Source organism: Halanaerobium saccharolyticum (assembly GCF_003053565.1).
Classification (GTDB): Bacteria; Bacillota; Halanaerobiia; order Halanaerobiales; family Halanaerobiaceae; genus Halanaerobium; species Halanaerobium saccharolyticum_B.
The window spans coordinates 1-26,965 of sequence record NZ_QAXS01000031.1 but is presented as its reverse complement, the minus strand read 5'-3'; the positions used below and the strand labels follow the sequence as shown (position 1 = coordinate 26,965).

Below are 26,965 nucleotides of genomic sequence, written 5' to 3'. Positions count from 1 at the left end.
TACAAATATTGAAGCAAATTTCAGTACTGGGGACTGATAATGATGGGAGAAGATAAAAATAATATATTGATCTTTATAGGGGCGCTTTTGTTTTCAGCATTTTTGATCTTTCTGGCTTTATTTATTGGTTCAAGTCAGATTAATCCAGCTGATATTTTAAGCTATATATTTAACAGCAGCAGTGTCTCTGCTTCAGCAGCAATTATTATTGGAGAAATAAGACTGCCGAGAATTATACTTGCATTTATTGTTGGAGCAGGGCTTGCTGTTGCCGGTGCTGTTTTTCAGGCTATAATTAGAAACCCAATGGTTGATCCCTATATTATTGGAATATCGGCTGGAGCAGGAACTGGAGTAATGCTGGCTCTGTTTTTAGGGGTAGAAATTGCTATTTTTAATTTAAATTCTCTACCTGCTTTTGCCTTTTTAGGAGCGGTAATCACAGTTTTCACAGTTTATCAGCTGGCCCGGGTAGGGAATAAATTACCGGTTCTAACATTCTTACTGGCAGGAGTAGCAGTAAGTTTTATTTTGAATTCCATGATGTCTTTTCTAATGGTTTTAAGAACGGAAAATCTGCAGCAGCTGGTTTACTGGCTGATGGGGAGTCTTGCTGGTTCAGCCTGGGGAGACATTAAGATGATCTTACCTTATTTTTTAACAGCATTTGCTGTAATATTATTTTATCTTAAGGACTTAAATATATTACTGCTCGGAGAAGAGAGTGCCCGGCATCTTGGCCTAAATGTAGAGAGAACAAAAATAATTTTACTTGGAGCAGCATCCCTGTTGACCGCCTCAGTAGTCTCTGTTAGCGGCAGCATTGGTTTTATAGGTCTAGTTGTGCCTCATATTGCGAGGATGATAATTGGGCCTGATCACAGACGGCTGATACCGCTGGCAGCTTTATTTGGTGCTTCATTTTTGCTGCTTGCAGACACAGCGGCCAGAACTATAATGGCTCCAATGGAACTACCGGTTGGAATAATTACCGCTTTTGCCGGTGGCCCATATTTTATTTATTTACTGCGCAATAAATCTAAAAATATTTGGTGAAAATTATGCTGAGAACAGATAAAATTAAATTTAGTTATGCTGCTGAAGAAATTCTTAAGGGGATTGATCTAGAAATTGAAGCAGGCTCTTTTATTGGTATTATTGGCCCTAATGCTTCCGGTAAATCAACTCTTTTAAAAAATATCAGCAGCAGCTTAAAATCAGATAGTGGAACTGTTTACCTGGATTCTAAACTGTTAAACGATTACAGTTCGATAGAGCTGGCTCGAAAAATGGCAGTTGTTCCCCAGAATACAGAGGTTAATTTTAATTTTAACGTCTATGATATTATAATGATGGGTAGACATCCATATCAGAAACGCTGGTCTGGAGTTAACAAAAAAGATAAAAAAATTGTAAAAGAGGTCATGGAAGTTACTGATACTCTAAAATTAAGGAGTAAATCAATTAATGAACTTTCGGGTGGTGAAAGACAGAGGGTTATAATTGCCAGAGCTCTGGCCCAGAAGCCTGACGTTCTGCTGCTGGATGAGCCTACTTCCAGTCTTGATATTAATTATCAGGGTGAAATTTATGATCTTTTAAATTATTTGAATCAGGAATTGAATCTAACAATTATTACAGTCTCCCATGATCTTAATCTAACTGCTCAGTATTGTGAGGAATTAATTTTACTAAAGGAAGGAAGAATATTTGCTGCTGGCCCGGCAGAAGAGGTTTTAACAGAGGAAAATATCAGGCAAGTCTACAAAGCAGAGGTTTTAATTAAAACCAATCCACTTTCTGACAGACCATTTATTACTCTGGTTCCAGAAGTTAATAAATTTAACCGTAAGACTGAAAAAAAAGATTTCAAAATTCACATTATAGCTGGTGGTGGAACTGCTAAAAAGTTCATCTATAAACTGGAAAATCTGGGTTATCAATTGAGTATTGGTGTCTTAAATATAGGTGATGCTGACTGGCAGGCTGCAAAAGAGCTGGGGATTGAAATTGTTGAAGCACCACCTTTCATTGATATTTCCAAAGCTGAAATTAAACAAAATAAAAAGTTGATTGAAAAAGCGGATTTGATTATCTTAAGTGATCTTCCATTCGGGCATGGTAATCTGGCGAATTTAGAAATTTTGCTTGATTATCCTGATAAGGCTAAGATTTTATTTTCTAACCTTAAAATTAAAAAAAGAGACTATATTAAAGGAAAAGCAGAAAAGATCTGGAATAAATTATTAGAGGAAGATGAGAATATATTACTGCTTGATGATAAAAGTCGTTTAACTTCAGAAATTAAAAAACTGGAAAATTAGAGATGGGGATTTAATTATGATAAAAGCTGCAGATTTAGAAAATGAGTATTTTTTAGTATTGATTCCAGGTGAAGAACTTGTAGAAACAGCTGCTCAGGTGCAGAAAATAGTTTCTGAGCACTACAACCTTTATCCCGATCAGATATATCCGCAGCTGCATATTACAATCGATAGAATAGCGAAAAATAAAGCTGATAAGGCCAAAGAAATTCTTGCTAAAAAGGTAAGAGAATTCAACAAAATTGAGGTTGAAGTTGATCGTTTCAGCTGTATTAAATTTTCGGATCAGCATCAGCTGGTGCTGGAAGTTAATGAAACTAAATCTTTAAAAGAATTTTCTGAGGCAGTTCATCAGAGTCTTAAAGCAGAAGCTATTTCAACTATTGAAAATTATGAGGAGTGGATGTTTCATATCACAATAATCAGCAATATTTTTGCTGAAAATCCAATTCCAGTTGATGAACTAACAGAGATTTGTTTATTTATGGAGGGAATGTCCCGTCCAATTTCTGCAGCAGCAGAAAAAATGGAAATCTGGAGGCCAACTCTGGATCCAGTCGAAAAAATCATAGCAAGTTTTGATCTGGACTAGAAATTAATTTCATTTTAGGAATAATAAATTTATAATGGGAGTGGTTATTATGGCAAAAGAAATTAAAGGATTTATTTTTGATCTTGATGGAGTTATAACTGATACTGCAGAATATCATTATAAAAGCTGGCAGAAGTTGGCTGATGAAGAAGACCTGTTTTTTAATCGCGAAGTAAATGAACAGCTGCGCGGTGTTTCCAGAATGGAATCAATGGAGATTATTCTGGATGGAAAAGAAGTTCCTGAAGACCAGAAAAAGGAATGGACTGATCGAAAAAATGCATATTATCAGGATTATTTAGAGGAAATAACTAAAGCTGATATTCTGGATGATATGGAAGCAAAATTAATGAAACTTAAAGCAGATGGTTATAAGCTGGCTGTAGGTTCATCAAGCAGGAATGCAAAAAAAGTTTTAAAACATTTGCAAATCACAGACATCTTTGATACAATTGCAGATGGAAACAGTGTAGAAAATGCAAAACCGGCGCCGGATTTGTTTTTACATGCAGCCAAAAATCTGGGGCTGAAGCCGGAAGAATGTGTTGTTTTAGAGGATGCAGAGTCAGGTGTAGAAGCAGCTTTAGCAGCTAATATGAAGGCAGTTGGAGTTGGACCTGAAGCAAGAGTTGGCAAGGCTCATCTGGTATATGCCAATGTTGGCGATATAGATTTTGATGAGATTATAGAAAAATTATAAAAAATTTAAATAAAAAAGAAGGAATTTAAGAGTCTGTAACGAATAGTAATAATAAGAGTTAATTATTATTACAGGCTCTTTTTTTCTTCAAGTTTTCGCAAGCGCTTGCGTAAATTGCGCAGGCATTTAAAACTGGAGGCAGAAAGATGCAGATTACTCTTAAAGATATTGCTCGCATGGCTGATGTTGCAGAATCAACAGTTTCTCGGGCTTTAAATGATAAGCCTGGAGTTGGTAGAGAAACAAAGTTAAAAATTTTGAAAATTGCAAAGGAAAATAATTATCGTCCAAATCAGCTGGCGCGGGGACTGGCAGCTAAAAAGACTAATATGATTGCTGTAATTTTGGCAGAAATGGACAGCCCCGGCAATATTGAGATTGTAAAGAGTATTGAAAAGGCTGCAGATGAAAAAGGTTATCAGATAATTCTCTGCAATACCAATAATCAGGAAGATAAGGAAGAGTCCTATCTATCACTTTTGGAATCAAATCAGGTTGATGGGGCAATATTTATTGGTGGTAAACTTGTAGGGAGTCATCTTTTGAGAGCCAGTTTTAGTCAGGATAATAGAATTGTACTGGTTAATCGGCTGGCAGAGGAAAACTTTTTTACTTCAGTTTTAACTGATTATAGCCAGGGTATTTATCAGGCTGTAGAACACCTGGTAGAAGAAAATTTCAAAAAAATAGCACTTGTCTGCGGCAGTCGAGATGATTTGATTGAGGAAGAAAAGATTAGTGGTTATAAAAATGCACTCAGGGATTCAGGTTTAGATCTTAATCAGGAACTGATTTTTTCAACTGCTAATGACAGACAGGCTGGTTATAATGTTTTTTTAGAAATTATTGAAGGTGATGTTATTCCCGATGCCTTTATTTCTACCAGAGAGTTAACTACAATCGGGCTTGTGGAAGCAATTAAAATGGGAGGTTATTTTATTCCCGATGATTTTGCAGTAGTTGGTTATGGTGATAATATTTTAACTTCAGTAATTGATCCACCACTGACAGTTTTGAGTGAGCCGGTGGAGGAGCTTGGTAAAAGCTCACTGGAATTTTTATTAAAATTGATTAATGATAATCTGGACAGTCAACAAATTAAGGTTTTAACTCCCGAATTAATTATTAGGGAGTCATCAATATCAAAATACAACTAAAATTATGAGGAGGATTTTTTAATGGCAAGTGTAACTTTAGAACATATTTATAAGCATTTTGGTGATTTTACAGCGGTTAAGGATCAGAACTTGGAGATCAGAGATAAGGAGTTTGTTGTTTTAGTAGGACCTTCCGGTTGTGGTAAGTCAACAACTTTAAGAATGATTGCTGGTCTGGAAGAAATTAGTGAAGGTACTTTAAAAATTGGTGATCAGGTTGTTAATGATGTAGCACCTAAAGATAGAGATATTGCGATGGTTTTCCAGAACTACGCTCTGTATCCACATATGAATGTTTATGATAACATGGCTTTTGGACTTAAATTACGTAAGTTTCCTAAAGACGAAATTGATAGACGTGTTCAGGATGCTGCAGATATTTTAGGTATTGAGCAGTTATTAGACAGAAAGCCTAAACAGCTATCTGGTGGTCAGAGACAGCGTGTTGCTCTTGGTCGTGCAATTGTGCGTGAGCCTAAAGTATTCTTAATGGATGAGCCCCTCTCTAACCTTGATGCGAAGTTAAGAGTTCAGATGAGAACTGAGTTATCCAAACTGCATGATCGTCTAAAAACTACAATGATTTATGTAACTCACGATCAGACAGAAGCGATGACAATGGGAGACAGAATTGTTGTGCTTAAAGATGGTGTAGTTCAGCAGGTTGATGATCCATTATCTCTTTACAATAAGCCTAACAATATGTTTGTAGCTGGATTTATTGGTTCACCAGCCATGAACTTTATGGACGCAGTAATTGAAAAAGAGGGAGATACTTATTATCTTGAAGGCGATGGCGCTTTTAAAATTCGTGTACCTGAAGATAAAGAAGATCACATTAAAGATTATGTAGGTAAAGAGGTTGTTTTTGGTGTAAGACCTGAAGATATTGTAGATACTAAAATCACCCATGATTTTGAAGTTAAAGAAGATAACTCTTTTGAAGCAGATGTAGATGTTGTTGAGCCTATGGGTTCAGAAATTTATCTCTATCTTGCTGAAGAGGGTCACTCCTTAATTGCTCGTGTGGAAGCTGAAAGTACTGCTCAGGTTGGAGATACAATTTCACTTGGTATTGACTTAAGAAAAATCCATGTCTTTGATGCTGAAACAGAGGAATGTATCTTTTAATTAAGCTTAAAATATAGTATTTTAAAATAGATAAGAATTAATGAAGCAGTCGAATTTTAAATTCGGCTGCTTTTTTGATTAATTGTTGAATTTAAAGTATAATTACAACTGTAATCATAATTTAGCTTACGGGAGGAATAAATATGCCTCGGCAGAAAAAGGATTTTTTGTTAAATCCGGTGGTTGTTACAATTGTTGTAGTTATCGCACTGATAGCCGCTTTTAATTTTTATCAGAATATGACAAGAATGAACCAGCTTGAAAATCAAATTGAGAAGATTGAAGCTGAAATTGCAGAGGCTGAGGCTGAAAATCAGAGGTTAAAGGAGCAGTTAGAAAACAGCAGCAGCCATGAATACATAGAAGAAGTTGCCAGAGAAAAACTTGGCCTGGTAAAGCCAGGCGAAAAAATGTTTATTCCAGTTGAAGAGGATGAAGAAACTGGAGAGGATCAAGATTCAGATGAAGAACAAAGCGAATAGAAAAGTTTTTAGATTTTTAACAGAATATAAATATAATCAGCATGTAAAGGAGTTTTTAAATGTCAGAGTATATTAAATCAGATTTAATGCAGCAGGCAGCAGACGAATTGAATTTGAAAAAAGAAAATATTAAGGCTACAGTAGAGCTTTTAGATTCAGGCAATACAGTCCCTTTTATTGCTCGTTACCGAAAAGAAATGACAGGTAGTCTAGATGAAGAGGAAATTAGAAATGTTGAGGAAAAAATAGATTATTTACGCCGTTTAAATGAGCGGAAAAATGAAGTTGCTGCAGCAGCCGATAAACAGGAGAAATTAGATGATGAGCTATTAAATAAGCTTAAAAAGGCTGATACTCTGCAGGAAGTAGAGGATTTATATCGTCCCTTTAAAGTTAAAAAGCAGACCAAAGCTGCGAAAGCAATTGATAAAGGTCTTAAACCACTAGCTGAGTTAATCTTAAGCCAGCAAAAAGATAAATCAGAAATCAAAAAAGAGGCTGAAAATTATCTTGATCCAGAAAAAGAGCTGGAGCAGGTGGAAGATGTATTAAGTGGAGCTGAAGATATTATAGCAGGTGATATATCGGATGATGCTGATCTGCGCAAAAAGCTGCGGGATTATGTATTTAAAACTGCTAAAATTGTTTCAGAACAAAAAAATGAAGATGAAGAGGGTAAATATCAGGATTACTATGAGTTCAGAGAATCAATAAATAAGATACCACCTCACAGAATTTTAGCTTTAAACAGAGGAGAAAATGAAGAAGTACTGAGAGTTAAAATAGAAGTTGATGATGAGCGGGCAATAGAGATGATTTATGCTTTTTATGAGTTTGATAAAAATAAGTCTGGCAGCTTTGAACATTTAATAAATGCTGTAGATTATGCCTATAAAAGACTTATTTTTCCATCCTTAGAAAGAGAAGTACGTAATGATTTAACAGAAAAAGCAGAACTAAAGGCTATTAATAATTTTTCAACAAATTTAAGATCTCTATTAATGCAGCCGCCGCTGGAAGGGAAAAGGGTACTTGCTGTTGACCCTGCCTTCAGGACCGGCTGTAAGCTTGCTGCTTTAGCTGAGGATGGCAAGTTATTAGAAACAGGTGCTATTTATCCCCATCCACCGGTTAATAAGCAAAATGAAGCCGCTGCTGAGATTGCCAAATTGGTTAAAAATTATGAGATTGATTTAATTGTAATTGGTAATGGAACTGCTAGTAGAGAAACAGAGAGTTTTGTGGCAGAACTGATAAAGGGCGGAATGGATGTAGAATATACTATTGTTAGTGAAGCTGGGGCTTCAGTTTATTCTGCTTCGAAGTTGGCCCGGAAGGAGTTTCCAGAGCTGGATGTTTCAATTCGAGGAGCAATTTCTATTGGGCGCCGAATTCAGGACCCACTGGCTGAACTGGTTAAAATTGATCCCAAGTCACTTGGGGTAGGAATGTATCAGCATGATATTTCTCAAAAAAACTTAGAAAAAGCATTAAATGAGGTAGTAGTTGACGCGGTTAATCATGTTGGAGTTGAGATTAACACAGCTTCGGCAGCTTTATTAACTTATGTAGCAGGTATTAGCTCTAATAATGCAGATAAGATTATTGAGCACCGCAGTCAGGAGGGAAAATTTAAGCAGAGAAAGGATCTGCTTGATGTTTATGGTTTTGGACCTAAAACATATGAGCAGGCTGCAGGTTTTATTCGTCTTGATTCAGAAGCTGATCCATTTGCTCTGACTCCCATTCACCCGGAATCATACCAGGCAGCAGAGAAGATATTAGCTAATATTAATTATCAGGCAGCTGATATTAGAGATAGAGAAAAATTGGATCAAATCAGAGAAAAATTAAATGAAATTGACCTGGTAAAGACCGCTTCAGATTTAGATATTGGTCTGCCAACTGCAAAAGATATTGTGGCTGCTTTAAAACAGCCCGGACGGGACCCACGGGATTCAATGCCGGCCCCAATATTCCGTAAAGACATCTTAAAAATAGAGGATATTGAGCCGGGGATGATTTTCAAAGGTAAAGTTCGCAATATAGTTGATTTTGGAGCTTTTGTTGATATTGGTTTAAAACAGGATGGACTGCTTCATATTTCTGAGATGAGTCAGATGTATGTTAGTGATCCCTTTGAAATTGTCGAAATTGGGCAGAATATAGAGGTTAAGGTCCTTGATGTTGATCAAAAACGAGGAAGAATTTCTTTAACTTTAAAATTTTAGAAAATTTTAGCCGATAAATTTGACACTTCTGTCTTAATTAAGTTATAATGAGTACAATATTAATATCTAGGGAGGAATTTTTTAAAGATGTCCATTGAAGTTGGAAGTATAGTTGTAGGAGAAGTTACAGGGATAACAAATTTTGGTGCTTTTGTTGAATTAGAAAGTGGAGAAACAGGCCTGGTTCATATTTCTGAGGTGGCTAACACGTATGTAAAAGATATTAGTAATTTCCTTAAAGAAGGGGACGAAGTTAAGGTTAAAGTTATTAATGTCGATGATGACGGAAAAATTGGCCTTTCCATCAAACAATTAGAGGATCCAGATGACCGTATTGATCATGCTCCAGAAATGTCCTTTGATGAAAAAATGGAACGTTTCTTAAAGCAGAGCAGTGAGCGTCAGCAAGATCTAAAAAGCAGAGAGGCAAAAAACGGCGGAAGTTCTAAATAAATATTTGCCAATTTTTTATTGACTTTTTAAACATCCTTTAATTCGTTTAAGGGGTGTTTTCTCTTTTTAATGTACAAATTTATAATAAATTAACTACAGGGAGCAGTAATTATGGATGATCATAAAATAATAGAACTTCAATTAGATAGAAAAATTGATAATTTCTTAGAAACTGCCCTTTATTGTCCATTTGGATTCCCGGCAGTTATTACTGTTAAACCATTTACTAACAATACCGCAGCGCCAACTATCTACTGGCTCAGCTGTCCATATTTAAATTACGAGGTCGACCGTCTGGAAGCTGAAAGTAATTTGATTTCTGAACTGGGAAAAAAATTAAAAAGTGATGCGGAATTTAAAGCATTAATGGAAGCTGCCCATCAAAGATATGCTGAGAAAAGAAAACAGTTATTATCAGCTGCAGAACTACAAAAAGCCAGGGAAGTATCTGAGGATTTATACAGAATGCTTGTTGAATCAGGTGTCGGTGGGATTAGAGAAAAAGAAGGTATTAAATGTTTGCATACTCATCTTGCCGATTTTTTAGTGGAAAAATCTAATCCGGCTGGAGAAGTTGTCTTTAATAAAATTGACTGGCCTGAAAACTGTAAAATTTGTAAAGAAAGGGTTGATGAGTTTGAGAGCAGCAGCAATTGATATTGGAACAAATTCCTGTCGGCTGTTGATTGGCGAAAAGAGTGGTAATAATTCCTTTGATATCCTGGCCAGAGAATTAGAAATAACAAGGTTGGGAGAAGGAGTAGATAAAAACCGAAAATTAAAGGCAGCTGCTGTTGAAAGGGTTTATCAAGCATTAAAAAAGTTTAGAGCCATTATAGATCGCTATCAGGTTGAAAAGCTGCGAGTTGTTGGTACAAGTGCTCTTAGAGATGTTAATAATGCCTATCTGCTTAAAGATAAACTGCAGGAACTCAATTTTAAGCTTGAAATTATAAGTGGTGAAAAAGAAGCTGAGCTCAATTATGCTGGTGCAGTTTCTAATTTAGAAAATGATTTTTTATTAATTGATATTGGTGGTGGAAGCACAGAGTTTATCTGGTCTGAAGCCTCAAAAATAAATTTTAAAAGTCTGGACATTGGCTGTGTCAGAATGACTGAAAAATTTGTTGTCAATCCAGAGGCTGAATTTAAAACTGAATCGGTTAATAAAATTAGTAATTATGTAAATGATTTGTTAGCAGGTGAACTTGATTTTAATAGGGAATTTAAAATTCGAGGAGTGGGAGGCACAATTACTACTCTGGCAGCTATTAAACTGGAGCTCGAAGTTTATGACAGCAGTAAAATTGAAAATACAGGGATTAATAAAAAAGAATTAGAAAAAATTATCAATAAACTGAGCAATTTAAACTTAAAAGAGAGAAAAAATGTTAAAGGATTACAGCCTCAGAGAGCGGATATCATTATAGCTGGTTTAATAATTTTAAAATCTATTTTAGATTTTATTGTCAGTAGTGAATTGTCGATCAGTGATCATGATCTGCTGCATGGTTTAATAAAAAATCAATTAAATATATAATTTTGCAGGTTTAGATTTCTAGATCTTGAAATATAGTAATACAGTTATTTTTTGGAGGATTTTTAATGGAGGCTAAATTTATAGATTATATAATTAAAAACAATTTACTTAAAGACTGCAAAAATTTGCTGCTAGCTGTCTCAGGTGGCCCTGATTCTTTAGCTATGGTGGAGCTTTTTTCTGAATACAAAGAGGAATTTGATCTTAAAATAGCTGTGGCACATGTAGATCATAAGCTGCGGGAAGAGTCTGCGGCAGAGGCTGAATTTGTTAAAGCTTACGCTCAAAAAAAGGGCTTTGATTTTTTTTTGAAGCAGGTAAATTTACCTGAATTAATCAAAAAAAATAATTCTTCAGCTGAAGCTCTGGCCAGAAAATTAAGATTTGATTTTTTTAAGGAAATTATTCAAAAAAACAATTATGATTTACTGGCTTTAGCACATCACAGAGATGACCAGGCAGAAACTGTCCTTTTGAATTTGTTTAGGGGAAGTGGTCTGCAGGGTTTAAGTGGAATTCAGTCTAAGACAGAGTTGAATGGGATAAAAATTATTCATCCTCTGCTTGAATTTAGTAAAGAAGAAATATTAGCATACTGTAAGCAAAAAAAATTAGAACCTCGTTTTGACACCACTAATCAGGAAAATATCTACAGCAGAAATATTATTAGAAATGAAATTTTCCCACTGGTAGAAAAGGAGATCAATTATAATGCCAGGGAAGTTATTGCCCGCAGCAGCAAATTGGTTGCAGCAGAAAATGAATTTCTGCAGGAGATGGCAGCAAAAAAATATGAACAAATTGTAAAGTCAGAAAACGAGAATAAAATAGTTGTTGATTTTAATGAAATTATTAATCTAGATCAGGTTTTGCAGCGCAGAATTTATAGATACATCTATAATAAACTAAACAGTAATCTTGATGATTTATATCTTGATCATATTTTTGAAATAGAGAAATTGATTCAAAACCAAAAGACAGGCCGCGGGGTTGATATTGCCTCTGGTATTCGAGTGGAAATTAGTTATTCAAGTCTAATTTTCTTCAAAAAAATCAATTCCACCAATAAATTAAATAATAAAATCAAATTTGAAGTTGGGGAAACAATAGAAATTGATAATAACTGCAGTTTTGTGAGCCGAATTATAGATATTGATGATTTTTCTTTTTCTACTGATTCTCTGACAGCTGCTTTTGATTATCAAAAATTACAATTACCTTTATTTTTAAGAAATAGAAAAGCAGGAGATAGGATAAAGCCACTGGGCATGGCAGGACATAAAAAAGTTAAAGATATTTTAATTGATCAAAAAGTTCCAAAACAGAAGAGGGATCAGCTGCTGCTTATTGTGGATGCAGAAGACAATATTATCTGGCTGCCGCCCTATAAGATTTCTGATACTTACAAAATCACCAGGGAAACAGATAAGGTTTTAATTTTAAAGTTAAAATATAATGAGGAGGATTAAAATGGGGAAAAACACTGTTTTTGCAGACGATATTAAAGAAGTAATTATTGATGAGGAAGAATTAAAGCAGAGAATTTCAGAATTGGGAAAGGAAATTACAGACAGTTATGAAGATGATGATGATATTGTAATGCTCTGTATTCTGAGGGGAGCAATTTTATTTATGGCTGATCTGGCTAGAGAAATTGACTTACCTGTAGTTTTTGATTTTATGGATGTTTCAAGTTATGGTGCTTCTACAGAATCATCTGGAGTTGTTAGGATAATCAAAGATATGGAAGAAAATATTGAGGGAAGACACCTCTTAATTGTAGAAGATATTATTGATACAGGTAGAACTCTTAAACATGTAGTTGATATGCTCGAAACTCGTGATCCGAAAAGTATCAAAGTGGTTACTCTTCTAGATAAACCTGATCGAAGAGTTCAGAAAGAAATTGATGCAGATTTTAATGGTTTTGAAATTCCGGATAAATTTGTTGTAGGTTATGGTCTTGATTTTGCGGAGAAATACAGGAATTTATCATTTATTGGTGTTTTAAAGGAAAAGTTATATATAAATACTCAGCGACTTAAAGATTAATATTTATATTTTTTTAATTTTTAATTGAAATTTAATATTGATAGTTTATAATATAATTTAGTTGAGCTAATTAATAAAATATAAATTATAAAATATTAAGTGCCAGTAAAGCTCATTTTATTTACAAAATATAAATGTTGTGTTATAATATTTTACTGTATATGATTTAAGTCGTAGGGGAGGCAAATAAATTTGAATAAGTTTGTTAAAAATATAGGATTTTATTTAATTCTGATTGCTATATCAATTTTAGTTGCACAATTTTTTATGCAGCAGGGACCATCAACTCTAGAAGATTTTACATACACAGATCTTCTAACTGAAGTTGAAGCTGATAATATTAACCAGGTGACTATCATTGGTAATCAGGAAGTGACAGGTTCAATAAATAGTAGAAATTTTAAAGTTCCAGTTCCACCTGAGGCGATTCCATCACTAATGCAGGAATTGCGGGCTGGCGATGTGAATATAAAAACTGAGCCACAGCCGACAACACCATGGTGGATTAATATTCTAAGTTATATTTTACCTGTTGTGATTTTAATTGTTGCCTGGATTTTCATTATGCAGAAAATGCAGGGTGGCGGCAGCAAGATGATGTCATTTGGTAAAAGCAAGGCTAAACTAAATGAAAGTGATGTTAAGGTAACCTTTGATGATGTTGCTAATTATGATGAGGTGAAAGAAGAATTACAGGAAGTAATTCAATTTTTAAAGAAACCGGATAAATTTACCGAATTGGGTGCTGAAGTACCTAAGGGAGTTTTAATGGTTGGACCTCCTGGAACAGGTAAAACACTTATGGCAAAGGCAGTTGCTGGAGAAGCGGGAGTTCCCTTCTTCTTTATCAGTGGTTCTGACTTTGTGGAAATGTTTGTTGGTGTTGGTGCCTCAAGAGTTAGAGATTTATTTGAAAAGGGTAAGAAAAATTCACCCTGTATTATCTTTATTGATGAGCTTGATGCAGTTGGACGCCAGCGTGGAGCCGGACTTGGTGGCGGCCACGATGAGCGTGAGCAGACCTTAAACCAGCTCTTAGTTGAAATGGATGGTTTTGAACCAAATGAAGGTATTATTTTAATGGCTGCAACCAATAGACCCGATGTTCTAGATCCAGCTTTATTGAGACCTGGACGTTTTGATCGTCAGGTAATGGTAGATAAGCCTGATAGATTGGGAAGACAAAAAATATTAGAAATACATGTTAAGGATAAACCGTTAGATGACGACATCGATTTAGAGGTACTTGCTAAAAGAACCCCTGGATTTACCGGTGCCGATATGGAGAATCTTGCTAATGAAGCTGCTATTTTAGCGGCCAGAAGATCAAAGAAAATCATCGCAATGAAGGAATTTGATGATGCTATTGATCGAGTTATTGCTGGACCTGCTAGAAAGAGTAAAGTAGTTTCTGAAGAAGAGAAAAATCTTGTTTCCTATCATGAAACTGGACATGCTCTGCTGGGTGAACTTTTGGAGCATGCTGATCGCACTCATAAAGTGACAATTATACCTCGAGGTAGAGCCGGTGGATTTACAGTTCCTCTGCCGTCAGATGATCAGAACTTTATGACCAAAGGACAGCTTTTAGATAAAGTTACCAGTCTAATGGGAGGAAGAGCTGCGGAAGCAATTTTCCTTGATGATATTAGCACAGGTGCTCAAAATGATATTGAACGAGCAACCCAGATCATTAGAGCAATGGTGACTGAGTATGGAATGAGCGAAAACTTAGGTCCTCTAACCTTAGGTCAAAAACATGATCAGCAGGTATTTCTGGGTAGAGACATTTCTCGTCAGAGAAATTACAGTGAAGAAGTCGCTGCTCGAATTGACAAAGAAATTAGTAAGATGGTTGAGGAATGCTACAGTAAGGCTGAACGACTGCTCAGAGAAAATTCTGAGACAGTAGAAAAAATTGTGGCAGCCTTAAAAGAATATGAAACTTTACACGCTGATCAGATTAAACGTCTGATGAGAGGTGAAGAAATTACTGGAGATCCAGATAAAGATAGAATAGAAGAAGATGATTCTGATGGTGAAGATAAGCAGGAAAGTATAATCACTACTTTTGAACCTGAACCACAGAATGGTTAAAATAGAAAAAATATATAACTAATCAAACGACCAGCATATGCTGGTCGTTTTTTTCTGATTAAATGTTCGCTTTTTACTTTTAATCTTATTATCGAAATGCTATAATAATAATCAATAACGAAAAACGATAAAGAGGTGAAAGTATGGAAAATAAAATCTTAAGAAAACTTTTTTTAGCTTTCATGAGAGTTCATATTCTATATCACGCTAAAAAAGAACCTTTTTTTGGCCTCTGGATGATAGAAGAATTAAAAAGTCATGGCTATAATATAAGTTCCGGCACATTATATCCAATTCTACACTCAATGGAATCAGATGGAATATTAAATAGTGAAGAGAAAACTGTTGAGGGTAAAGTAAGAAAGTATTACAGTCTTACAGCAAAAGGAGAAGAGGTTTTAAAGGAAGTAAAGGCAAAGACTAGAGAGTTATCAGATGAAATTATGAATTAGAAGGAGGTAAATATGTTTAAACTTGAGAATGTTATATTTAAAGATATTTTAAATATTGAAAAGATAGAACTGGATAAAAATTTAGTTACAGCAATACTCGGCAGCAGTGGAGGTGGTAAGACAACTTTTCTAAAGCTGCTTAATAATATGATTACAGCTGATCAGGGAGAAATCTTTTATAAAGATAAAAATATTGAAAGCTATGATCCTGTTGCTTTGAGAAGAGAAGTTGTAATGCTGCCGCAGGACCCGGAGATTTTTAAGGGAACTATCAGAGATAATTTTAAAATAACTGAAGAAATTGCTGATAATGGAATTTCTAAAAATTTAAATTATAAAGAGCTGCTGGAGAAAGTTTCGTTAAGTCAAAATTTGAGTGATAATGCTGAGAATTTATCGGGGGGAGAAAAACAGCGCCTGGCTCTGGCTAGGGTTATGCTGCTGGAACCAGAGGTGCTTCTTTTAGATGAGCCATCATCTTCTCTGGATAAGAAAACAGAAGAAAAGATTATTCAGATGGTAGTTGATTATGTTAGAGAAAATAAGAGAACATTAATTATGGTTACTCACAGTCCAGAGATAGCCGAAAAATTTGCTGATAGGATAATTAATATAGAAGCTGGCAGAATTACTGACTGAGAGTTTAAATAAACAGTTAAAAACAGGAGGAGTGAAATTTTATGGAGAACGATATTATAAATATACAATTATTACAGCTGGTATTTGCCTATATTTTTGTTTTGATTCTGCTTTTTATTGTCAAACAAAAAGAAATTGGACATAAAGGAGAAATATTGCTGGCTTCAGTTAGAATGACAATTCAACTAGTCGCAGTGGGTTTTATTTTAGAATATGTTTTTGCAAATCAAAATCCATATTACAGTATTTTGATTTTGCTGATCATGGAGATTTTTGCAATCTATAATATTTATGGTAGGGTTGATTCAGAAATATCAAAAAAAATGAAGGGTATAATTGCAGGCTCAATGTTTTTAGGAACGTCTATAAGTATCTTTTTCTTTGTCCTGATAGTCGTTGGGCTTGATCCGTGGTTTAGAGCTGACTATTTTATTCCGTTATCAGGAATGCTGATTGGAAATTCAATGACCGGAATATCTTTGGGAGTTAACCATTTAATAGATGGATTTAAGGATAATAAAGCACTGATTGAAAATTACTTAATGCTGGGTGCTGAACCAGAAACCGCTGTTAAAGAAATTAGCAACAGAGCGTTTTATAATGCTGTACTGCCAACAATCAATTCGATGATGGGGATGGGGATTGTATTTCTTCCCGGGATGATGACCGGTCAGATTTTAGCAGGTGCCTCTCCAGTAATTGCTATCAAGTATCAGATTGCAATTATGATGGGGATTTTAGGAAGTGTAACCTTAACTGTATTTTTTATGGTAAACCGCGGAGCCAGGACATTTTTTAATTCCAGAAAGCAGCTGAAGATCTAATTGACGAAAAAATAAGTGAAATAAATATCAAAGCAGGAATTAATTAAATTACATTGAAATAATATAATAAGAATTAAATATAATTTAAATTTTCAAACAAATTATTCGAGGGGGAAGTATAGTGAAAAGTGATATTCAAATTGCTCAGGAAGCCACAATGAAAGAGATCACAGAAATTGCTGAACAGATTGGTTTAAAAGAAGATGACCTGGAATTATATGGTAAGTATAAGGCAAAAGTTAAACTGGATGTACTAAAAAGACTTTCTGATAACTCTGATAGCAAACTGGTGCTGGTAACTGCAATTACTCCCACTCCAGCCGGAGAGGGTAAAACCACTACTACTGTTGGACTGGGACAGGCATTAAATCGGATTGGAAAAAATGCAGTTATTGCAATTAGAGAACCTTCTTTAGGACCTACAATGGGGATTAAAGGTGGTGCAGCAGGTGGAGGTTATGCTCAGGTAATTCCTATGGAAGATATTAATCTTCACTTTACAGGTGATATTCACGCAATTGGGATCGCTCATAATCTACTGGCAGCCGCGATTGATAATCATATTAAACAGGGTAATGAATTAAATATTGATCCAACTCAAATTACTTTTAAAAGAGCGGTAGATATGAATGATCGAGCATTAAGAAATACTGTGGTTGGACTTGGTGGCACTAAAAATGGATATCCCAGAGAAGATGGATTTTTAATCACAGTTGCTTCCGAAATTATGGCAATTTTGTGTCTGGCCAATGATTTGATGGAGCTAAAAGATAAACTGGGAAAAATAGTAATTGGCTATACTTATGATGGAGAAAGTGTAACAGCTCATGATCTAAAGGTAGAAGGAGCAATGACAGCTTTATTGAAAGACGCTATTAAACCCAATTTAGTCCAGACTCTAGAAAACACTCCTGCTTTTATTCATGGGGGGCCATTTGCAAATATTGCTCATGGATGTAATAGTGTAATGGCAACTAAATTTTCAATGAAACTTGGAGATATTACAGTTACAGAGGCTGGCTTTGGAGCTGACCTGGGAGCTGAGAAATTTTATAACATAAAATCCAGATTTGCTGATTTAGAACCTGATGCAACTGTTTTAGTTGCAACCATTAGAGCTTTAAAAATGCACGGTGGAGTAGCAAAGGATAATCTAAAAGAAGAAAATCTGGCTGCCCTGGAAGAAGGTATGGAAAATTTAGAAAAGCATATTGAAAATGTCAATAAATTTGGTGTTCCGACAGTTGTAGCTATAAACAGATTCCCCGATGATAGTGAAGCGGAATTAGAATTAGTAAGAAGAAAGTGTGAAGAACTGGGAGTCAATGTAGCTTTATCTGAAGTTTGGGCTAACGGTGGAGAAGGCGGAGAAGAACTTGCAAATGCTGTTGTGGATGTGCTTGAAAATGAAGAGAGCAAGTTTAAATTCCTCTATGATGAGAAGGCTCCAATTAAAGAAAAGATAGAAACTATTGCCACTGAAATCTATGGTGCTGATGGTGTTGATTATAGTGATACTGCGCTGGCTCAAATAAAAAAATATGAAAAGCAGGGTTATGCTGAAATTCCAGTCTGTATGGCAAAAACCCAGAGTTCTATTTCTGATAATCCTAATTTAAAAGGAAGGCCCAGTGGTTTTAGAATTAGTGTAAAAGAAATTAATCTATCTGCGGGAGCTGGATTTTTAGTTGTAATGACCGGTCCTGTATTAACAATGCCTGGTCTGCCAAAAAGACCTTCGGCTGAAGATATAGATATTGATGCTGATGGAAAAATTTCTGGATTGTTCTAAATAACTTTAAAAATTTGTTTAGATGGGATATAATAAAAACAAATGAAATATAGTGATAGAGTAGACAGGAGGCGTAGAGTGTTCAGAGATGGGACGTTGCTCTGAAACGAAAGCTTTTAGCTGCGGTCTCCCTGTCGCGTCCGCTGTCACCAAAGTTTCCTCTTTCTTTGGTGCAGATATAAACTATCATCTAACCAGAGAGGGGGGAGGTGTAGAAAATGAAATTAAGCACAAAAAAGATTGCCTATCTTTCTTTTTTAACAGCATTAACTATCATTTTAACCAGAGTGTTCAGTATCAGGATTCCAATTGCAGGAGTTGAAGGAGTACGAATTGGTTTTGGTGGTCTACCGATAATTTTTGCAGGTGTGGCTTTTGGTCCTATTGCTGGAGGTATTGTTGGTGCACTTGGAGACCTGCTGGGTTATTTTATTAATCCAATGGGAGCTTATATGCCTCATTTTACCTTTACTTCTTTTTTAACCGGTTTTATTCCAGGGTTTATGGTGTTTTATGTACTCAAACGCTGCCGAACACTACCTATAATTTTTATTTCAGTGGCTGTAGGACAATTAATATCTTCTTTAATTCTGGTCCCATATTTTATTAACACTTTATTTGGAGTACCTTTTACTGTGTTGATGCCATCGGGATTAATAAGTCAGTTAATTAATATACCACTTTATGCATATTTTATTAAGGTACTTTTAAATTATGATGCTGTTAAAGTTCGCAAAATTAAAGCGGGCACAAGCTGTTGATAACTTAATAATAATTCAAAAGGGCCCTTTTAGGGTCCTTTTTCTAGGAGAATTTATAAATGGAAGAATATAATGTGTTTGATCGGGAAATAATAAATAATGAGCTGGATAATAAGATAATGAATAAAGTTTTTATAAAAGTTTATGAGAGCATTGATTCTACTAATAATCAGGCTAAAAAATATATAAAAAGTTCAGCTTTTAATGTAGAACTATTTAATAAAAATAAACTAATTATTTTTGCTGCTGATTCTCAACTTGCAGGAAGAGGAAGACGCGGCCACAACTGGCTTTCCAGTGATCCAGCCAGTATAGCTGTTTCCTTTCTTTTTAAGCCTGAAGCTAATGTTGATGAAATTCCACAAATTACTGCAGCTGCAGCTCTAGCAGTAAAAGACACTTTTAATTTTTTTGATTTAAAGACTGTTGTTAAATGGCCAAATGATATACTGGTCAATAACAAAAAGATTTGTGGTATCTTATCAGAATTAGTTTTAAATAAAGAAGAGGAGATCTTTGTTATTGTTGGCTGTGGAATCAATTTAAATAATGACTATTTTAACTCAGAAATAAAAGAAATTGCCACTTCTTATTATCTGCAAAAGGCCAAAAAGATCAATAAAAACCTATTTCTGGCCAGGTTAATAGAAAAAATTAATTTTTATTTTGATAATTATCTGGCTGAGAAGCGAGATCAAATAATTAATCAGTGGAAAGAAACTTTAAATCTGACTGGAAAAAAAGTTGATCTTAGACATAATGGTAAAAAAGAAACTGTTTTAATTAAAGCAATAATGGATAATGGTGACCTTTTAGTTGAGTTTCCTGATGGACGACAGAAGAAACTTCAGTCATCTAATACCTCCTTAAATTATCAGAGCCTTGATAAATATAATGACTGTTCCTGGGAAGGTGAAAAAAATGAATTTTAAAATAATATCAATCTTAATACTCTTTCTTTTATTAATATCATTTGCTGTCTCTGCCCAATACATGGAAGTTGCTTTAGTTAGTGATGTCGGTGGCTTTAAAGACAGCAGCTATAATCAGCAGTTGAGAAATTCTTTGAATAAAGTGGCTGAAAATTTAAATTTAAAAACAGATTATAGAGAGTCAGACCTAATGACAGAATACCAGGATAATCTTAATTATTTTGCGGAAAATAATTTCGACTTAATCTGGGGAGTCGGTTCTACAATGGAACAGGCTGTCAAAGAAGCTGCTCAGATGTATCCAGAAACTAATTTTGTACTCTTTGATGGAATAGTAGAAGAAGAGAATGTTATGTCTCTTACCTTTAAGAGAAAAGAGGAGGCTTTTCTAGCTGGAGTTGTTGCTGCTCTGGCAAGTGATAATGCTAAAGTTTCATTTATTGGTGGACAAAAAACAGAAAAAATTGGTCACTATCAGCTTGGATTTGAGACAGGTGTTAAATCGGTAAATTCTGAAATAGAAATTATTAGCCGTTATGTAGGTAGTTTTAATGATTTTTCTGCTGCTAAAGAAATTAGTGCGGAATTAGCGGCAGAAAATGTTGATTTAATTTTTTATGCAGCAGGTCCTTCTTCTCGGGGGATAATAGAGACAGCCTTAGAAAATAATATTAAATTAATCTCACTGGATGCTGCAGATATAGATCTTGCTCCAAATAATATGGTAACAGCAGTTTTAAAAAATACTGATCATCTGGTCAAAATGTTAATTGAAAATTATAGTAATGATAATTACATTAACGAAATTAAAGAATTTGGTCTGGCTGATAATGCTTTTGTTTTAGAACAGGATCAGCTATCTGATATGTTGAGCAGTGAGAAAAGGACCAAGATCGAAGAGTATAAACAGCAGTTTCTGGCAGGGGAAATTGAAATACCGTCTGCACCCTAGCTGAACAGTTGAAATTATAATTTTGACTAATAGTCAGAAAAACATTTAAATCTGATTGATTCTATGATAAGATTAAGTAGAATAAAGTTTAAAATATTTTTAGGAGTGATAAATTGAGATTACCTGAATTAAAGATTGCTGATTTGAAAGCAAAACTTCCTATTATCCAGGGAGGAATGGCAATTAGAGTTTCAATGGCTGAACTGGCAGCTGCTGTTGCCAATGAAGGTGGTATTGGAGTAATTGGTGCTTCAGTTATGACACCTGAAGAATTAAAATCAGAAATCAAAAAAGCAAGAAAATTAAGTGATGGTATAATTGGTGTAAATATAATGTTTGCGGCTACAGGTTTCAGTGAACTGTTAAAGGCCTCAGTTGAAGCAGGTATAGATTGTATTATTTCAGGAGCCGGATTTTCGCGAGATATGTTTGGGGTTGGCAAAGAATATAACACCCCTGTGATTCCTATTGTTTCTTCCCTAAAACTGGCACGAATCTCCCAAAAATTAGGAGCTTCTGCTGTAGTAGTTGAGGGAGGAAATGCTGGAGGACATCTTGGGAGTGATGAAAATATTTTTGATTTGATTAAAAAAGTAGCTGGAAAAGTTGATATACCTGTAATTGGCGCTGGCGAAGCAGTGACTCCTGCAGATATTGAATCCATGTTTAAACTTGGTGTTGATGGGGTCCAAATGGGAACAAGATTTCTGGCAAGCAAGGAAGCTTCAGTCTCAGAAAAATTTAAGGAGTTATGTGTTAAAGCTTCTAATGATGATGTAGTGAAGATTATGAGTTCGGTTGGTTACAAAGCCAATGCTATTAAAACAAGATTTTCTGAACTTATTCAAGCCGGAGAAGCTCCCCCACCAGCAAACTGTACAGATTGTTTAAAGAGCTGTACTAAAAAGTTCTGTATCAAAGACGCTCTGATTAATGCCAGAAAAGGAGATCTTGATAATGGTGTATTCTTTACCGGGGCTGGTATAGGACGGGTTAAGGAGATTTTGTCGACCAAAGAAATTTTCCAGGAAATAAAAAATTACTTTAAAGATTAAGTAATAATTTGACATTTAGCTGCAGTTTGGTTTAATATAAAGCTGCAGCTTTTAAATATTCAGCTGCTTTTTTAGATAAGCCTTTATTTAAAATTAGAAAAAAGATGGACTAAATAAAATTAATAAGGGGCAGAAAAAATGATTTTAACAATGGATATTGGTAATACTAACACAGTTTTGGGTTTATATCAGGGTGACGAGTTAAAAACTCACTGGCGAATTTCTACTGATAGAAATAAAACTCCAGATGAGTATGGGATGCTTTTTAAAAATTTATTTGAGTCAGCAGATATCAATAATGATGCTGTAAACTCAATCATTATTTCAAGTGTTGTACCTCCGATTTTAAGAATTTTAAAGAAAACAGCCTATCGTTATTTTAATGTAAATCCATTAGTTGTTGGGCCAGGAGTAAAAACAGGAATGAATATTAAAACTGATAATCCCAAAGAAGTTGGTGCCGACCGAATAGTTAATGCCGTAGCAGCAGGTCACCTATACGAGGGACCACTAATAATTGTTGATTTTGGAACGGCTACAACTTTTTGTGCAGTTTCGAAAAAAGGAGAATATCTTGGGGGATCTATTGCGCCCGGGATAGGAATTTCGGCAGAAGCTCTCTTCAGCCAATCGGCTAAGCTGCCGAGAATTGAGCTGATTGAACCAGGAAAAGCGATCGGTAAAAATACAATTGATGGTATGAAATCTGGAATAGTTTATGGTTTTGTTGGTCAGGTTGAATACCTGGTTAAGAAATTCAAAAAAGAGCTTTCGGAAGATGCTGTTGTGATTGCTACCGGTGGGCTGGTAAGTCTGATAGCTGCTGAAACTGATTCAATTGATTATGTAGAACCCTTTTTAACTTTAAAGGGATTAAAATATATAGCTGATATAAATGGAATGGGATCCTAGAATGAAAATACAGGATTTAAAAGTTGAACCTGCAGTTTTTTTAGCTCCTATGGCAGGTGTAAGTGATTACCCTTATCGACAGCTAATTAGAGAAATGGGAGTTGAACTTCTCTATACAGAAATGGTTAGTGCCAAAGGTTATGAATATGGAAATAAAAGGACTGCAGAATTAATTGAATTTGATAAAGCAGAAAATGGAAAAATAGCTGTCCAGATTTTTGGGGAAGAGCCGGATTTTATGGCCCGAGCTGCTGCAGGTATTTCTGAAGAATATAATGTGGATATTATCGACATTAATATGGGTTGTCCTGCCAGAAAAATTGTAAAAAATGGTGCCGGGTCAGCACTGATGAAAGATTTAGAGCTTGCCTATAAAATAATAAAAGCAGCTGTTGAAGCAGCCGGTGTTCCAGTGACTGTCAAAATGCGCAGCGGCTGGGATGAAGAAAATATTAATGCAGTTGAACTTGCAAAACTTGCAGAAGAAGCCGGTGCAGCAGCAGTTGCAGTACATGGTAGAACCCGCAGTCAATTTTATAAAGGTGAGGCTGACTGGCAAATAATAAAGAAGGTTGTTCAGGCGGTAGAGCTTCCTGTAATTGCAAATGGCGATATTTTTTCTGCTGAAGATGCGGAAGCTGTTTTTGAGCAGACCAACTGTGACGGTATAATGATTGGACGCGCGGCTCAGGGCTATCCCTGGATATTTAAAGAAATTATTGAATACTTAAAAACAGGTAAGCTGCTTGAAAAACCTTCTTATTCAAAAAAAATTGATATGGCCATCAGGCACTTAAAACTGGCAGTTGACTATTATGGGGAAAGACATGGAGTTCCAATTATGCGCAAACACATCTCCTGGTATTTAAAGGGACTTCCAAATGCCAGTGATATTAAAAATAAAGTTAACCAGCTTTCTGATCTGGAAGCTCTGATAAGACTATTAAGGAGCTATCAGAAGACTATAAGTTCTTAGATTAATTTAAGTGATTATCTAAACTTGCTTGACAATAAAAGTAAAGTTATTTATAATAATTAATAATTGTAGACTTATAGTAGTGTCAGGTATTATTACCTGGCACACTTTCTTGTTGGGCTGTGTTGCTGGCCCATTTGGTACTTTTATATATATTAGACAATTTCGACAATTTAAAACTTAAAATATTATTTAGAAAGTAGAGGTAGATAGTTATGGCAGAACAGGTAATGCTGACTGAAGAAGGCTTTGAAAAATTAGAAAACGAATTAGAATATTTAGAAACAGAGAAGAGACGTGAGGTTGCAAAAAGAATTAAGGTAGCCAGAGAATTTGGAGATATCAGTGAAAACTCCGAATATGATGATGCTAAAAATGAACAGGCATTTGTGGAGGGTAGAATTCAGGAAATAAAAAATATGCTCAACAATGCTCATGTTGTCAAAGATGAAGAAGTAACTGACAAACAGGTTAATCTTGGAACTACCGTTATGCTGCATGACCTTGATAGTGACGAAAAAATCAGCTATACTTTAGTTGGCTCAGCAGAAGCAGACCCATTAAATTATAAGATTTCAAATGAATCACCTATCGGCAAAGCAATTTTAGGACATGCTATAGGGGATGAAGTGACTGTTGAAACTCCTGCGGGAGAAGTTGACTATGAGATTATTTCAATCAAAAAGGTTAGACATTAAATAAAATTATCAAAATCATTTATAATTTACAAAATTACTGTTGTTTGTAAGAAATAGGGGTAGAACTCTATTATAATTAAATAAGGAGTTGGATATTTATAATGAGTGAAAATATGCTCGAAGATATGAATGAGTTAATGTTACAGAGACGGGAAAAGCTATCTCAATTAAGAGAAGAGCGCAAAAAGGCTTTTGCTGAGAAATACGAAGTTACTCATCATGCAGCTGAGGTAGAAAATAATTTTGAAGAACTGGAAGAAAAAGAGGTTAAATTAGCAGGCCGTTTAATGGCGATTCGTACTCACGGTAAGGCTAGTTTTGCTGATTTAATGGATATGACCGGAAAAGTTCAATTATATGTAAAGCAGAATAATATTGGTGAAGAGCGCTATGAATTTTTTCAGGATTTAGATCTTGGAGACTTAGTTGGTATTACAGGGACTGTTTTCAAAACGAATCGGGGACAGGTTTCAATTAGAGTATCTTCTTTTGAACTTTTAACCAAATCTTTAAGACCTTTACCAGAAAAGTTTCATGGTTTAAAAGACAAAGATATTCGTTACCGCCAGCGTTATTTGGATTTAATTGTTAATCCTGATGTTAAAGAAACTTTTGTTATTAGAAGTAAAATCATCAAAGAGATGAGAAGATACCTCGAGGAAAAAGGATTTTTAGAAGTTGAAACACCGATGATGCATCCAATTGCAGGTGGAGCAACTGCTCGTCCTTTTGTAACCCATCATAATACTTTGGATATGGATCTCTACTTAAGAATTGCACCGGAGCTTTATCTTAAAAAGTTAATCGTTGGTGGCTTTGAAAAGGTATTTGAAATCAATAGAAATTTCCGTAATGAAGGGATGTCCTATAAGCATAATCCTGAATTTACTACTATGGAGCTTTACCAGGCTCAGGCTGATTATCATGATATGATGGAACTGACTGAGAATCTGGTAAGTCATTTAGCAGCAGAAGTTCTGGGAACAGACACTTTAGAATATGAGGGAACAGAGCTTGATTTTACAACTCCCTGGACCAGGATCACTATGGTAGAAGCTGTTAAAAAATATGCCGATGTAGATTTTTCCGAATTTGATACTGCAGAAGAGGCATATGAGGCAGCAGCTTCCGTAGGTGTTAAACCTGAAGAAGGTCTTTCTTATGGAGAAGTTCTAAACGAAGTTTTTGAGGAAAGAGTTGAAGATAAGTTAATTCAGCCAACCTTTATTATGGACTATCCAATTGAAGTATCACCGCTTGCTCAAAAAATAGAAGATGATCCTCGTTTTACCTACCGTTTTGAAGCTTTTGTCTATGGTAGAGAAATTGCCAATGCCTTCAGTGAGTTAAATGATCCTGAAGAACAGAAGCGCAGATTTGAAAAGCAGGTAGAAATGCGTGAAGCTGGTGATGAAGAAGCACAGATGATGGATTATGATTTCATAAGAGCACTTGAATACGGTATGCCGCCTACAGGTGGACTTGGAATTGGAATTGACCGTTTAATTATGCTGCTGACAGATTCAAGCTCTATTAGGGATGTAATTCTTTTCCCTACTATGAGACCTGAAAGTAATGAATAATTAAAAATTGAAAATAAAGCCGGGACTAGTGCCCGGTTTTGCTTTTAGAAATAATTTATTCAATTTTCAGTTAAATTTAACAAAGGCTAATTCAGCTAAAAATCTAAAAGGGGGTTAAGTATGTTTGAAAAGATTTCACTTAAAACTAATGACAGGGTTGAGTTTGTTGATATTACTTCAAAAATACAGAACGCAGTTAAAAAAACTGGAGTTGATTCTGGCTTAGTAATGATTCATATTCCCCATACAACTGCTGCAGTGACTATAAATGAAAACGCTGATCCGGATGTTGCCGCTGATATTAAGAAAGAGGTAAATAAAATAATTCCTTTTGATGATAATTATGCCCATTTAGAAGGGAATTCGGCGGCTCATATTAAATCAAGTTTATTCGGAGTAGACCAGACCGTCATAATTAAAAATAAAAAACTGTTGCTTGGGACCTGGCAGGGAATATACTTCTGTGAGTTCGATGGACCCAGAAGCAGAAATATTTATTTAAAAATTATAGAAGGTTAGCAGATTTTTCGGTTCAAACTCTTGACAAAAAGGGGGATTGATGTTAAGATAATGTATGTCGCTGAAAAGTTGAATTATCAATTTTTCCGGCCGACAAAATTATTTTAAAAA

The 26,965-nt window shown here is 35.1% G+C and carries 27 protein-coding genes and 1 riboswitch; all 27 genes read left to right on the top strand.

All coding sequences use genetic code 11. The features are described from left to right. Positions 1–39: 39 nt before the first annotated feature. The 27 genes from C8C76_RS11320 (at position 40) to C8C76_RS11190 (ending at position 26,854) form a co-directional block, all read left to right on the top strand. Positions 40–1,056, top strand: coding sequence for a FecCD family ABC transporter permease (locus tag C8C76_RS11320; protein ID WP_243734051.1), 1,017 nt, complete (start codon positions 40–42; stop codon positions 1,054–1,056). A 5-nt stretch (positions 1,057–1,061) separates the two neighbouring features. Next, positions 1,062–2,324 carry an ABC transporter ATP-binding protein gene (locus C8C76_RS11315; RefSeq protein WP_108141748.1) on the top strand — a complete coding sequence of 421 codons (1,263 nt, stop codon included), beginning with the start codon at positions 1,062–1,064 and terminating at the stop codon, positions 2,322–2,324. Positions 2,325–2,340: 16 nt separating this feature from the next. After that, positions 2,341–2,916, top strand: coding sequence for a 2'-5' RNA ligase family protein (locus C8C76_RS11310; protein WP_108141746.1), 576 nt, complete (start codon positions 2,341–2,343; stop codon positions 2,914–2,916). A gap of 49 nt (positions 2,917–2,965) precedes the next feature. After that, the gene (gene pgmB, locus C8C76_RS11305) at positions 2,966–3,616 is read left to right on the top strand and encodes a beta-phosphoglucomutase (protein WP_108141745.1); all 651 of its coding nucleotides are present in this window, start codon (positions 2,966–2,968) and stop codon (positions 3,614–3,616) included. A gap of 146 nt (positions 3,617–3,762) precedes the next feature. Further along, positions 3,763–4,773 (top strand): LacI family DNA-binding transcriptional regulator, encoded by a 1,011-nt coding sequence (locus C8C76_RS11300; protein WP_108141735.1) that lies wholly within the window; start codon positions 3,763–3,765, stop codon positions 4,771–4,773. Between the two features lie 21 nt (positions 4,774–4,794). After that, positions 4,795–5,904: an ABC transporter ATP-binding protein gene (locus C8C76_RS11295; RefSeq protein WP_108141733.1), complete on the top strand. Its 1,110-nt coding sequence runs from the start codon at positions 4,795–4,797 to the stop codon at positions 5,902–5,904. A gap of 143 nt (positions 5,905–6,047) precedes the next feature. Beyond that, a complete protein-coding gene (locus tag C8C76_RS11290) occupies positions 6,048–6,386 on the top strand; it encodes an FtsB family cell division protein (RefSeq protein ID WP_108141731.1) in 339 nt (112 codons plus the stop codon). Positions 6,387–6,445: 59 nt separating this feature from the next. After that, positions 6,446–8,617, top strand: coding sequence for a Tex family protein (locus C8C76_RS11285; RefSeq protein WP_108141728.1), 2,172 nt, complete (start codon positions 6,446–6,448; stop codon positions 8,615–8,617). 87 nt (positions 8,618–8,704) lie between these two features. Continuing rightward, positions 8,705–9,070, top strand: coding sequence for a S1 RNA-binding domain-containing protein (locus C8C76_RS11280; protein ID WP_108141726.1), 366 nt, complete (start codon positions 8,705–8,707; stop codon positions 9,068–9,070). 111 nt (positions 9,071–9,181) lie between these two features. After that, a complete protein-coding gene (locus tag C8C76_RS11275; protein WP_108141724.1) occupies positions 9,182–9,727 on the top strand; it encodes a DUF501 domain-containing protein in 546 nt (181 codons plus the stop codon). Continuing rightward, the gene (locus C8C76_RS11270; RefSeq protein ID WP_258222532.1) at positions 9,702–10,610 is read left to right on the top strand and encodes a Ppx/GppA phosphatase family protein; all 909 of its coding nucleotides are present in this window, start codon (positions 9,702–9,704) and stop codon (positions 10,608–10,610) included. Before C8C76_RS11275 ends, C8C76_RS11270 begins: the two co-directional genes overlap by 26 nt. Before the next feature lie 65 nt (positions 10,611–10,675). Continuing rightward, complete coding sequence (gene tilS / locus C8C76_RS11265) at positions 10,676–12,079, top strand: tRNA lysidine(34) synthetase TilS (protein ID WP_108141720.1); 1,404 nt, start codon at positions 10,676–10,678, stop codon at positions 12,077–12,079. Between the two features lies 1 nt (position 12,080). Then, complete coding sequence (gene hpt, locus C8C76_RS11260) at positions 12,081–12,662, top strand: hypoxanthine phosphoribosyltransferase (protein ID WP_108141718.1); 582 nt, start codon at positions 12,081–12,083, stop codon at positions 12,660–12,662. Between the two features lie 192 nt (positions 12,663–12,854). Further along, positions 12,855–14,759 carry an ATP-dependent zinc metalloprotease FtsH gene (gene ftsH, locus C8C76_RS11255; protein WP_108141716.1) on the top strand — a complete coding sequence of 635 codons (1,905 nt, stop codon included), beginning with the start codon at positions 12,855–12,857 and terminating at the stop codon, positions 14,757–14,759. Positions 14,760–14,902: 143 nt separating this feature from the next. Then, complete coding sequence (locus C8C76_RS11250) at positions 14,903–15,211, top strand: PadR family transcriptional regulator (protein ID WP_108141714.1); 309 nt, start codon at positions 14,903–14,905, stop codon at positions 15,209–15,211. A 12-nt stretch (positions 15,212–15,223) separates the two neighbouring features. Beyond that, positions 15,224–15,850 carry an ABC transporter ATP-binding protein gene (locus C8C76_RS11245; protein ID WP_108141712.1) on the top strand — a complete coding sequence of 209 codons (627 nt, stop codon included), beginning with the start codon at positions 15,224–15,226 and terminating at the stop codon, positions 15,848–15,850. Between the two features lie 41 nt (positions 15,851–15,891). Beyond that, on the top strand, positions 15,892–16,674 hold the full coding sequence (locus C8C76_RS11240) for an ABC transporter permease (RefSeq protein WP_108141710.1): 783 nt from the start codon (positions 15,892–15,894) through the stop codon (positions 16,672–16,674). 121 nt (positions 16,675–16,795) lie between these two features. Next, on the top strand, positions 16,796–18,466 hold the full coding sequence (locus C8C76_RS11235; RefSeq protein WP_108141708.1) for a formate--tetrahydrofolate ligase: 1,671 nt from the start codon (positions 16,796–16,798) through the stop codon (positions 18,464–18,466). 54 nt (positions 18,467–18,520) lie between these two features. After that, positions 18,521–18,614, top strand: a riboswitch (THF riboswitch). A 70-nt stretch (positions 18,615–18,684) separates the two neighbouring features. Continuing rightward, positions 18,685–19,227, top strand: a complete 543-nt coding sequence (locus C8C76_RS11230; RefSeq protein ID WP_108141706.1) for a folate family ECF transporter S component — start codon at positions 18,685–18,687, stop codon at positions 19,225–19,227. A gap of 59 nt (positions 19,228–19,286) precedes the next feature. Beyond that, positions 19,287–20,159, top strand: a complete 873-nt coding sequence (locus C8C76_RS11225) for a biotin--[acetyl-CoA-carboxylase] ligase (protein ID WP_108141705.1) — start codon at positions 19,287–19,289, stop codon at positions 20,157–20,159. Continuing rightward, positions 20,149–21,111: a BMP family ABC transporter substrate-binding protein gene (locus C8C76_RS11220; RefSeq protein ID WP_108141703.1), complete on the top strand. Its 963-nt coding sequence runs from the start codon at positions 20,149–20,151 to the stop codon at positions 21,109–21,111. Before C8C76_RS11225 ends, C8C76_RS11220 begins: the two co-directional genes overlap by 11 nt. 113 nt (positions 21,112–21,224) lie before the next feature. Then, positions 21,225–22,166 (top strand): NAD(P)H-dependent flavin oxidoreductase, encoded by a 942-nt coding sequence (locus tag C8C76_RS11215; RefSeq protein WP_108141701.1) that lies wholly within the window; start codon positions 21,225–21,227, stop codon positions 22,164–22,166. 138 nt (positions 22,167–22,304) lie between these two features. Continuing rightward, entirely contained in the window at positions 22,305–23,078 is a 774-nt protein-coding gene (locus C8C76_RS11210; protein ID WP_108141699.1) for a type III pantothenate kinase, read from the top strand. 1 nt (position 23,079) lies between these two features. Then, positions 23,080–24,054, top strand: a complete 975-nt coding sequence (gene dusB / locus C8C76_RS11205) for a tRNA dihydrouridine synthase DusB (RefSeq protein ID WP_108141697.1) — start codon at positions 23,080–23,082, stop codon at positions 24,052–24,054. A gap of 215 nt (positions 24,055–24,269) precedes the next feature. After that, positions 24,270–24,752 carry a transcription elongation factor GreA gene (greA, locus tag C8C76_RS11200; RefSeq protein WP_108141695.1) on the top strand — a complete coding sequence of 161 codons (483 nt, stop codon included), beginning with the start codon at positions 24,270–24,272 and terminating at the stop codon, positions 24,750–24,752. A gap of 101 nt (positions 24,753–24,853) precedes the next feature. Beyond that, on the top strand, positions 24,854–26,335 hold the full coding sequence (lysS, locus tag C8C76_RS11195) for a lysine--tRNA ligase (RefSeq protein WP_108141693.1): 1,482 nt from the start codon (positions 24,854–24,856) through the stop codon (positions 26,333–26,335). Between the two features lie 120 nt (positions 26,336–26,455). Further along, complete coding sequence (locus C8C76_RS11190; protein ID WP_108141691.1) at positions 26,456–26,854, top strand: secondary thiamine-phosphate synthase enzyme YjbQ; 399 nt, start codon at positions 26,456–26,458, stop codon at positions 26,852–26,854. Positions 26,855–26,965: the final 111 nt, after the last annotated feature.

What these genes read in the sequence shown, in the direction of transcription:
- C8C76_RS11295 (WP_108141733.1), top strand. Translation starts at nt 4,795, where the DNA reads ATGGCAAGTGTAACTTTAGAACATATTTATAAGCATTTTGGTGATTTT.
- greA (WP_108141695.1), top strand. Translation starts at nt 24,270, where the DNA reads ATGGCAGAACAGGTAATGCTGACTGAAGAAGGCTTTGAAAAATTAGAA.
- C8C76_RS11245 (WP_108141712.1), top strand. Translation starts at nt 15,224, where the DNA reads ATGTTTAAACTTGAGAATGTTATATTTAAAGATATTTTAAATATTGAA.
- C8C76_RS11290 (WP_108141731.1), top strand. Translation starts at nt 6,048, where the DNA reads ATGCCTCGGCAGAAAAAGGATTTTTTGTTAAATCCGGTGGTTGTTACA.
- C8C76_RS11230 (WP_108141706.1), top strand. Translation starts at nt 18,685, where the DNA reads ATGAAATTAAGCACAAAAAAGATTGCCTATCTTTCTTTTTTAACAGCA.
- C8C76_RS11275 (WP_108141724.1), top strand. Translation starts at nt 9,182, where the DNA reads ATGGATGATCATAAAATAATAGAACTTCAATTAGATAGAAAAATTGAT.
- dusB (WP_108141697.1), top strand. Translation starts at nt 23,080, where the DNA reads ATGAAAATACAGGATTTAAAAGTTGAACCTGCAGTTTTTTTAGCTCCT.
- C8C76_RS11310 (WP_108141746.1), top strand. Translation starts at nt 2,341, where the DNA reads ATGATAAAAGCTGCAGATTTAGAAAATGAGTATTTTTTAGTATTGATT.
- tilS (WP_108141720.1), top strand. Translation starts at nt 10,676, where the DNA reads ATGGAGGCTAAATTTATAGATTATATAATTAAAAACAATTTACTTAAA.
- C8C76_RS11190 (WP_108141691.1), top strand. Translation starts at nt 26,456, where the DNA reads ATGTTTGAAAAGATTTCACTTAAAACTAATGACAGGGTTGAGTTTGTT.
- C8C76_RS11220 (WP_108141703.1), top strand. Translation starts at nt 20,149, where the DNA reads ATGAATTTTAAAATAATATCAATCTTAATACTCTTTCTTTTATTAATA.
- C8C76_RS11300 (WP_108141735.1), top strand. Translation starts at nt 3,763, where the DNA reads ATGCAGATTACTCTTAAAGATATTGCTCGCATGGCTGATGTTGCAGAA.
- C8C76_RS11250 (WP_108141714.1), top strand. Translation starts at nt 14,903, where the DNA reads ATGGAAAATAAAATCTTAAGAAAACTTTTTTTAGCTTTCATGAGAGTT.
- C8C76_RS11225 (WP_108141705.1), top strand. Translation starts at nt 19,287, where the DNA reads ATGGAAGAATATAATGTGTTTGATCGGGAAATAATAAATAATGAGCTG.
- C8C76_RS11270 (WP_258222532.1), top strand. Translation starts at nt 9,702, where the DNA reads ATGAGTTTGAGAGCAGCAGCAATTGATATTGGAACAAATTCCTGTCGG.
- hpt (WP_108141718.1), top strand. Translation starts at nt 12,081, where the DNA reads ATGGGGAAAAACACTGTTTTTGCAGACGATATTAAAGAAGTAATTATT.
- C8C76_RS11320 (WP_243734051.1), top strand. Translation starts at nt 40, where the DNA reads ATGATGGGAGAAGATAAAAATAATATATTGATCTTTATAGGGGCGCTT.
- pgmB (WP_108141745.1), top strand. Translation starts at nt 2,966, where the DNA reads ATGGCAAAAGAAATTAAAGGATTTATTTTTGATCTTGATGGAGTTATA.
- C8C76_RS11240 (WP_108141710.1), top strand. Translation starts at nt 15,892, where the DNA reads ATGGAGAACGATATTATAAATATACAATTATTACAGCTGGTATTTGCC.
- C8C76_RS11315 (WP_108141748.1), top strand. Translation starts at nt 1,062, where the DNA reads ATGCTGAGAACAGATAAAATTAAATTTAGTTATGCTGCTGAAGAAATT.
- C8C76_RS11285 (WP_108141728.1), top strand. Translation starts at nt 6,446, where the DNA reads ATGTCAGAGTATATTAAATCAGATTTAATGCAGCAGGCAGCAGACGAA.
- C8C76_RS11280 (WP_108141726.1), top strand. Translation starts at nt 8,705, where the DNA reads ATGTCCATTGAAGTTGGAAGTATAGTTGTAGGAGAAGTTACAGGGATA.
- lysS (WP_108141693.1), top strand. Translation starts at nt 24,854, where the DNA reads ATGAGTGAAAATATGCTCGAAGATATGAATGAGTTAATGTTACAGAGA.
- C8C76_RS11210 (WP_108141699.1), top strand. Translation starts at nt 22,305, where the DNA reads ATGATTTTAACAATGGATATTGGTAATACTAACACAGTTTTGGGTTTA.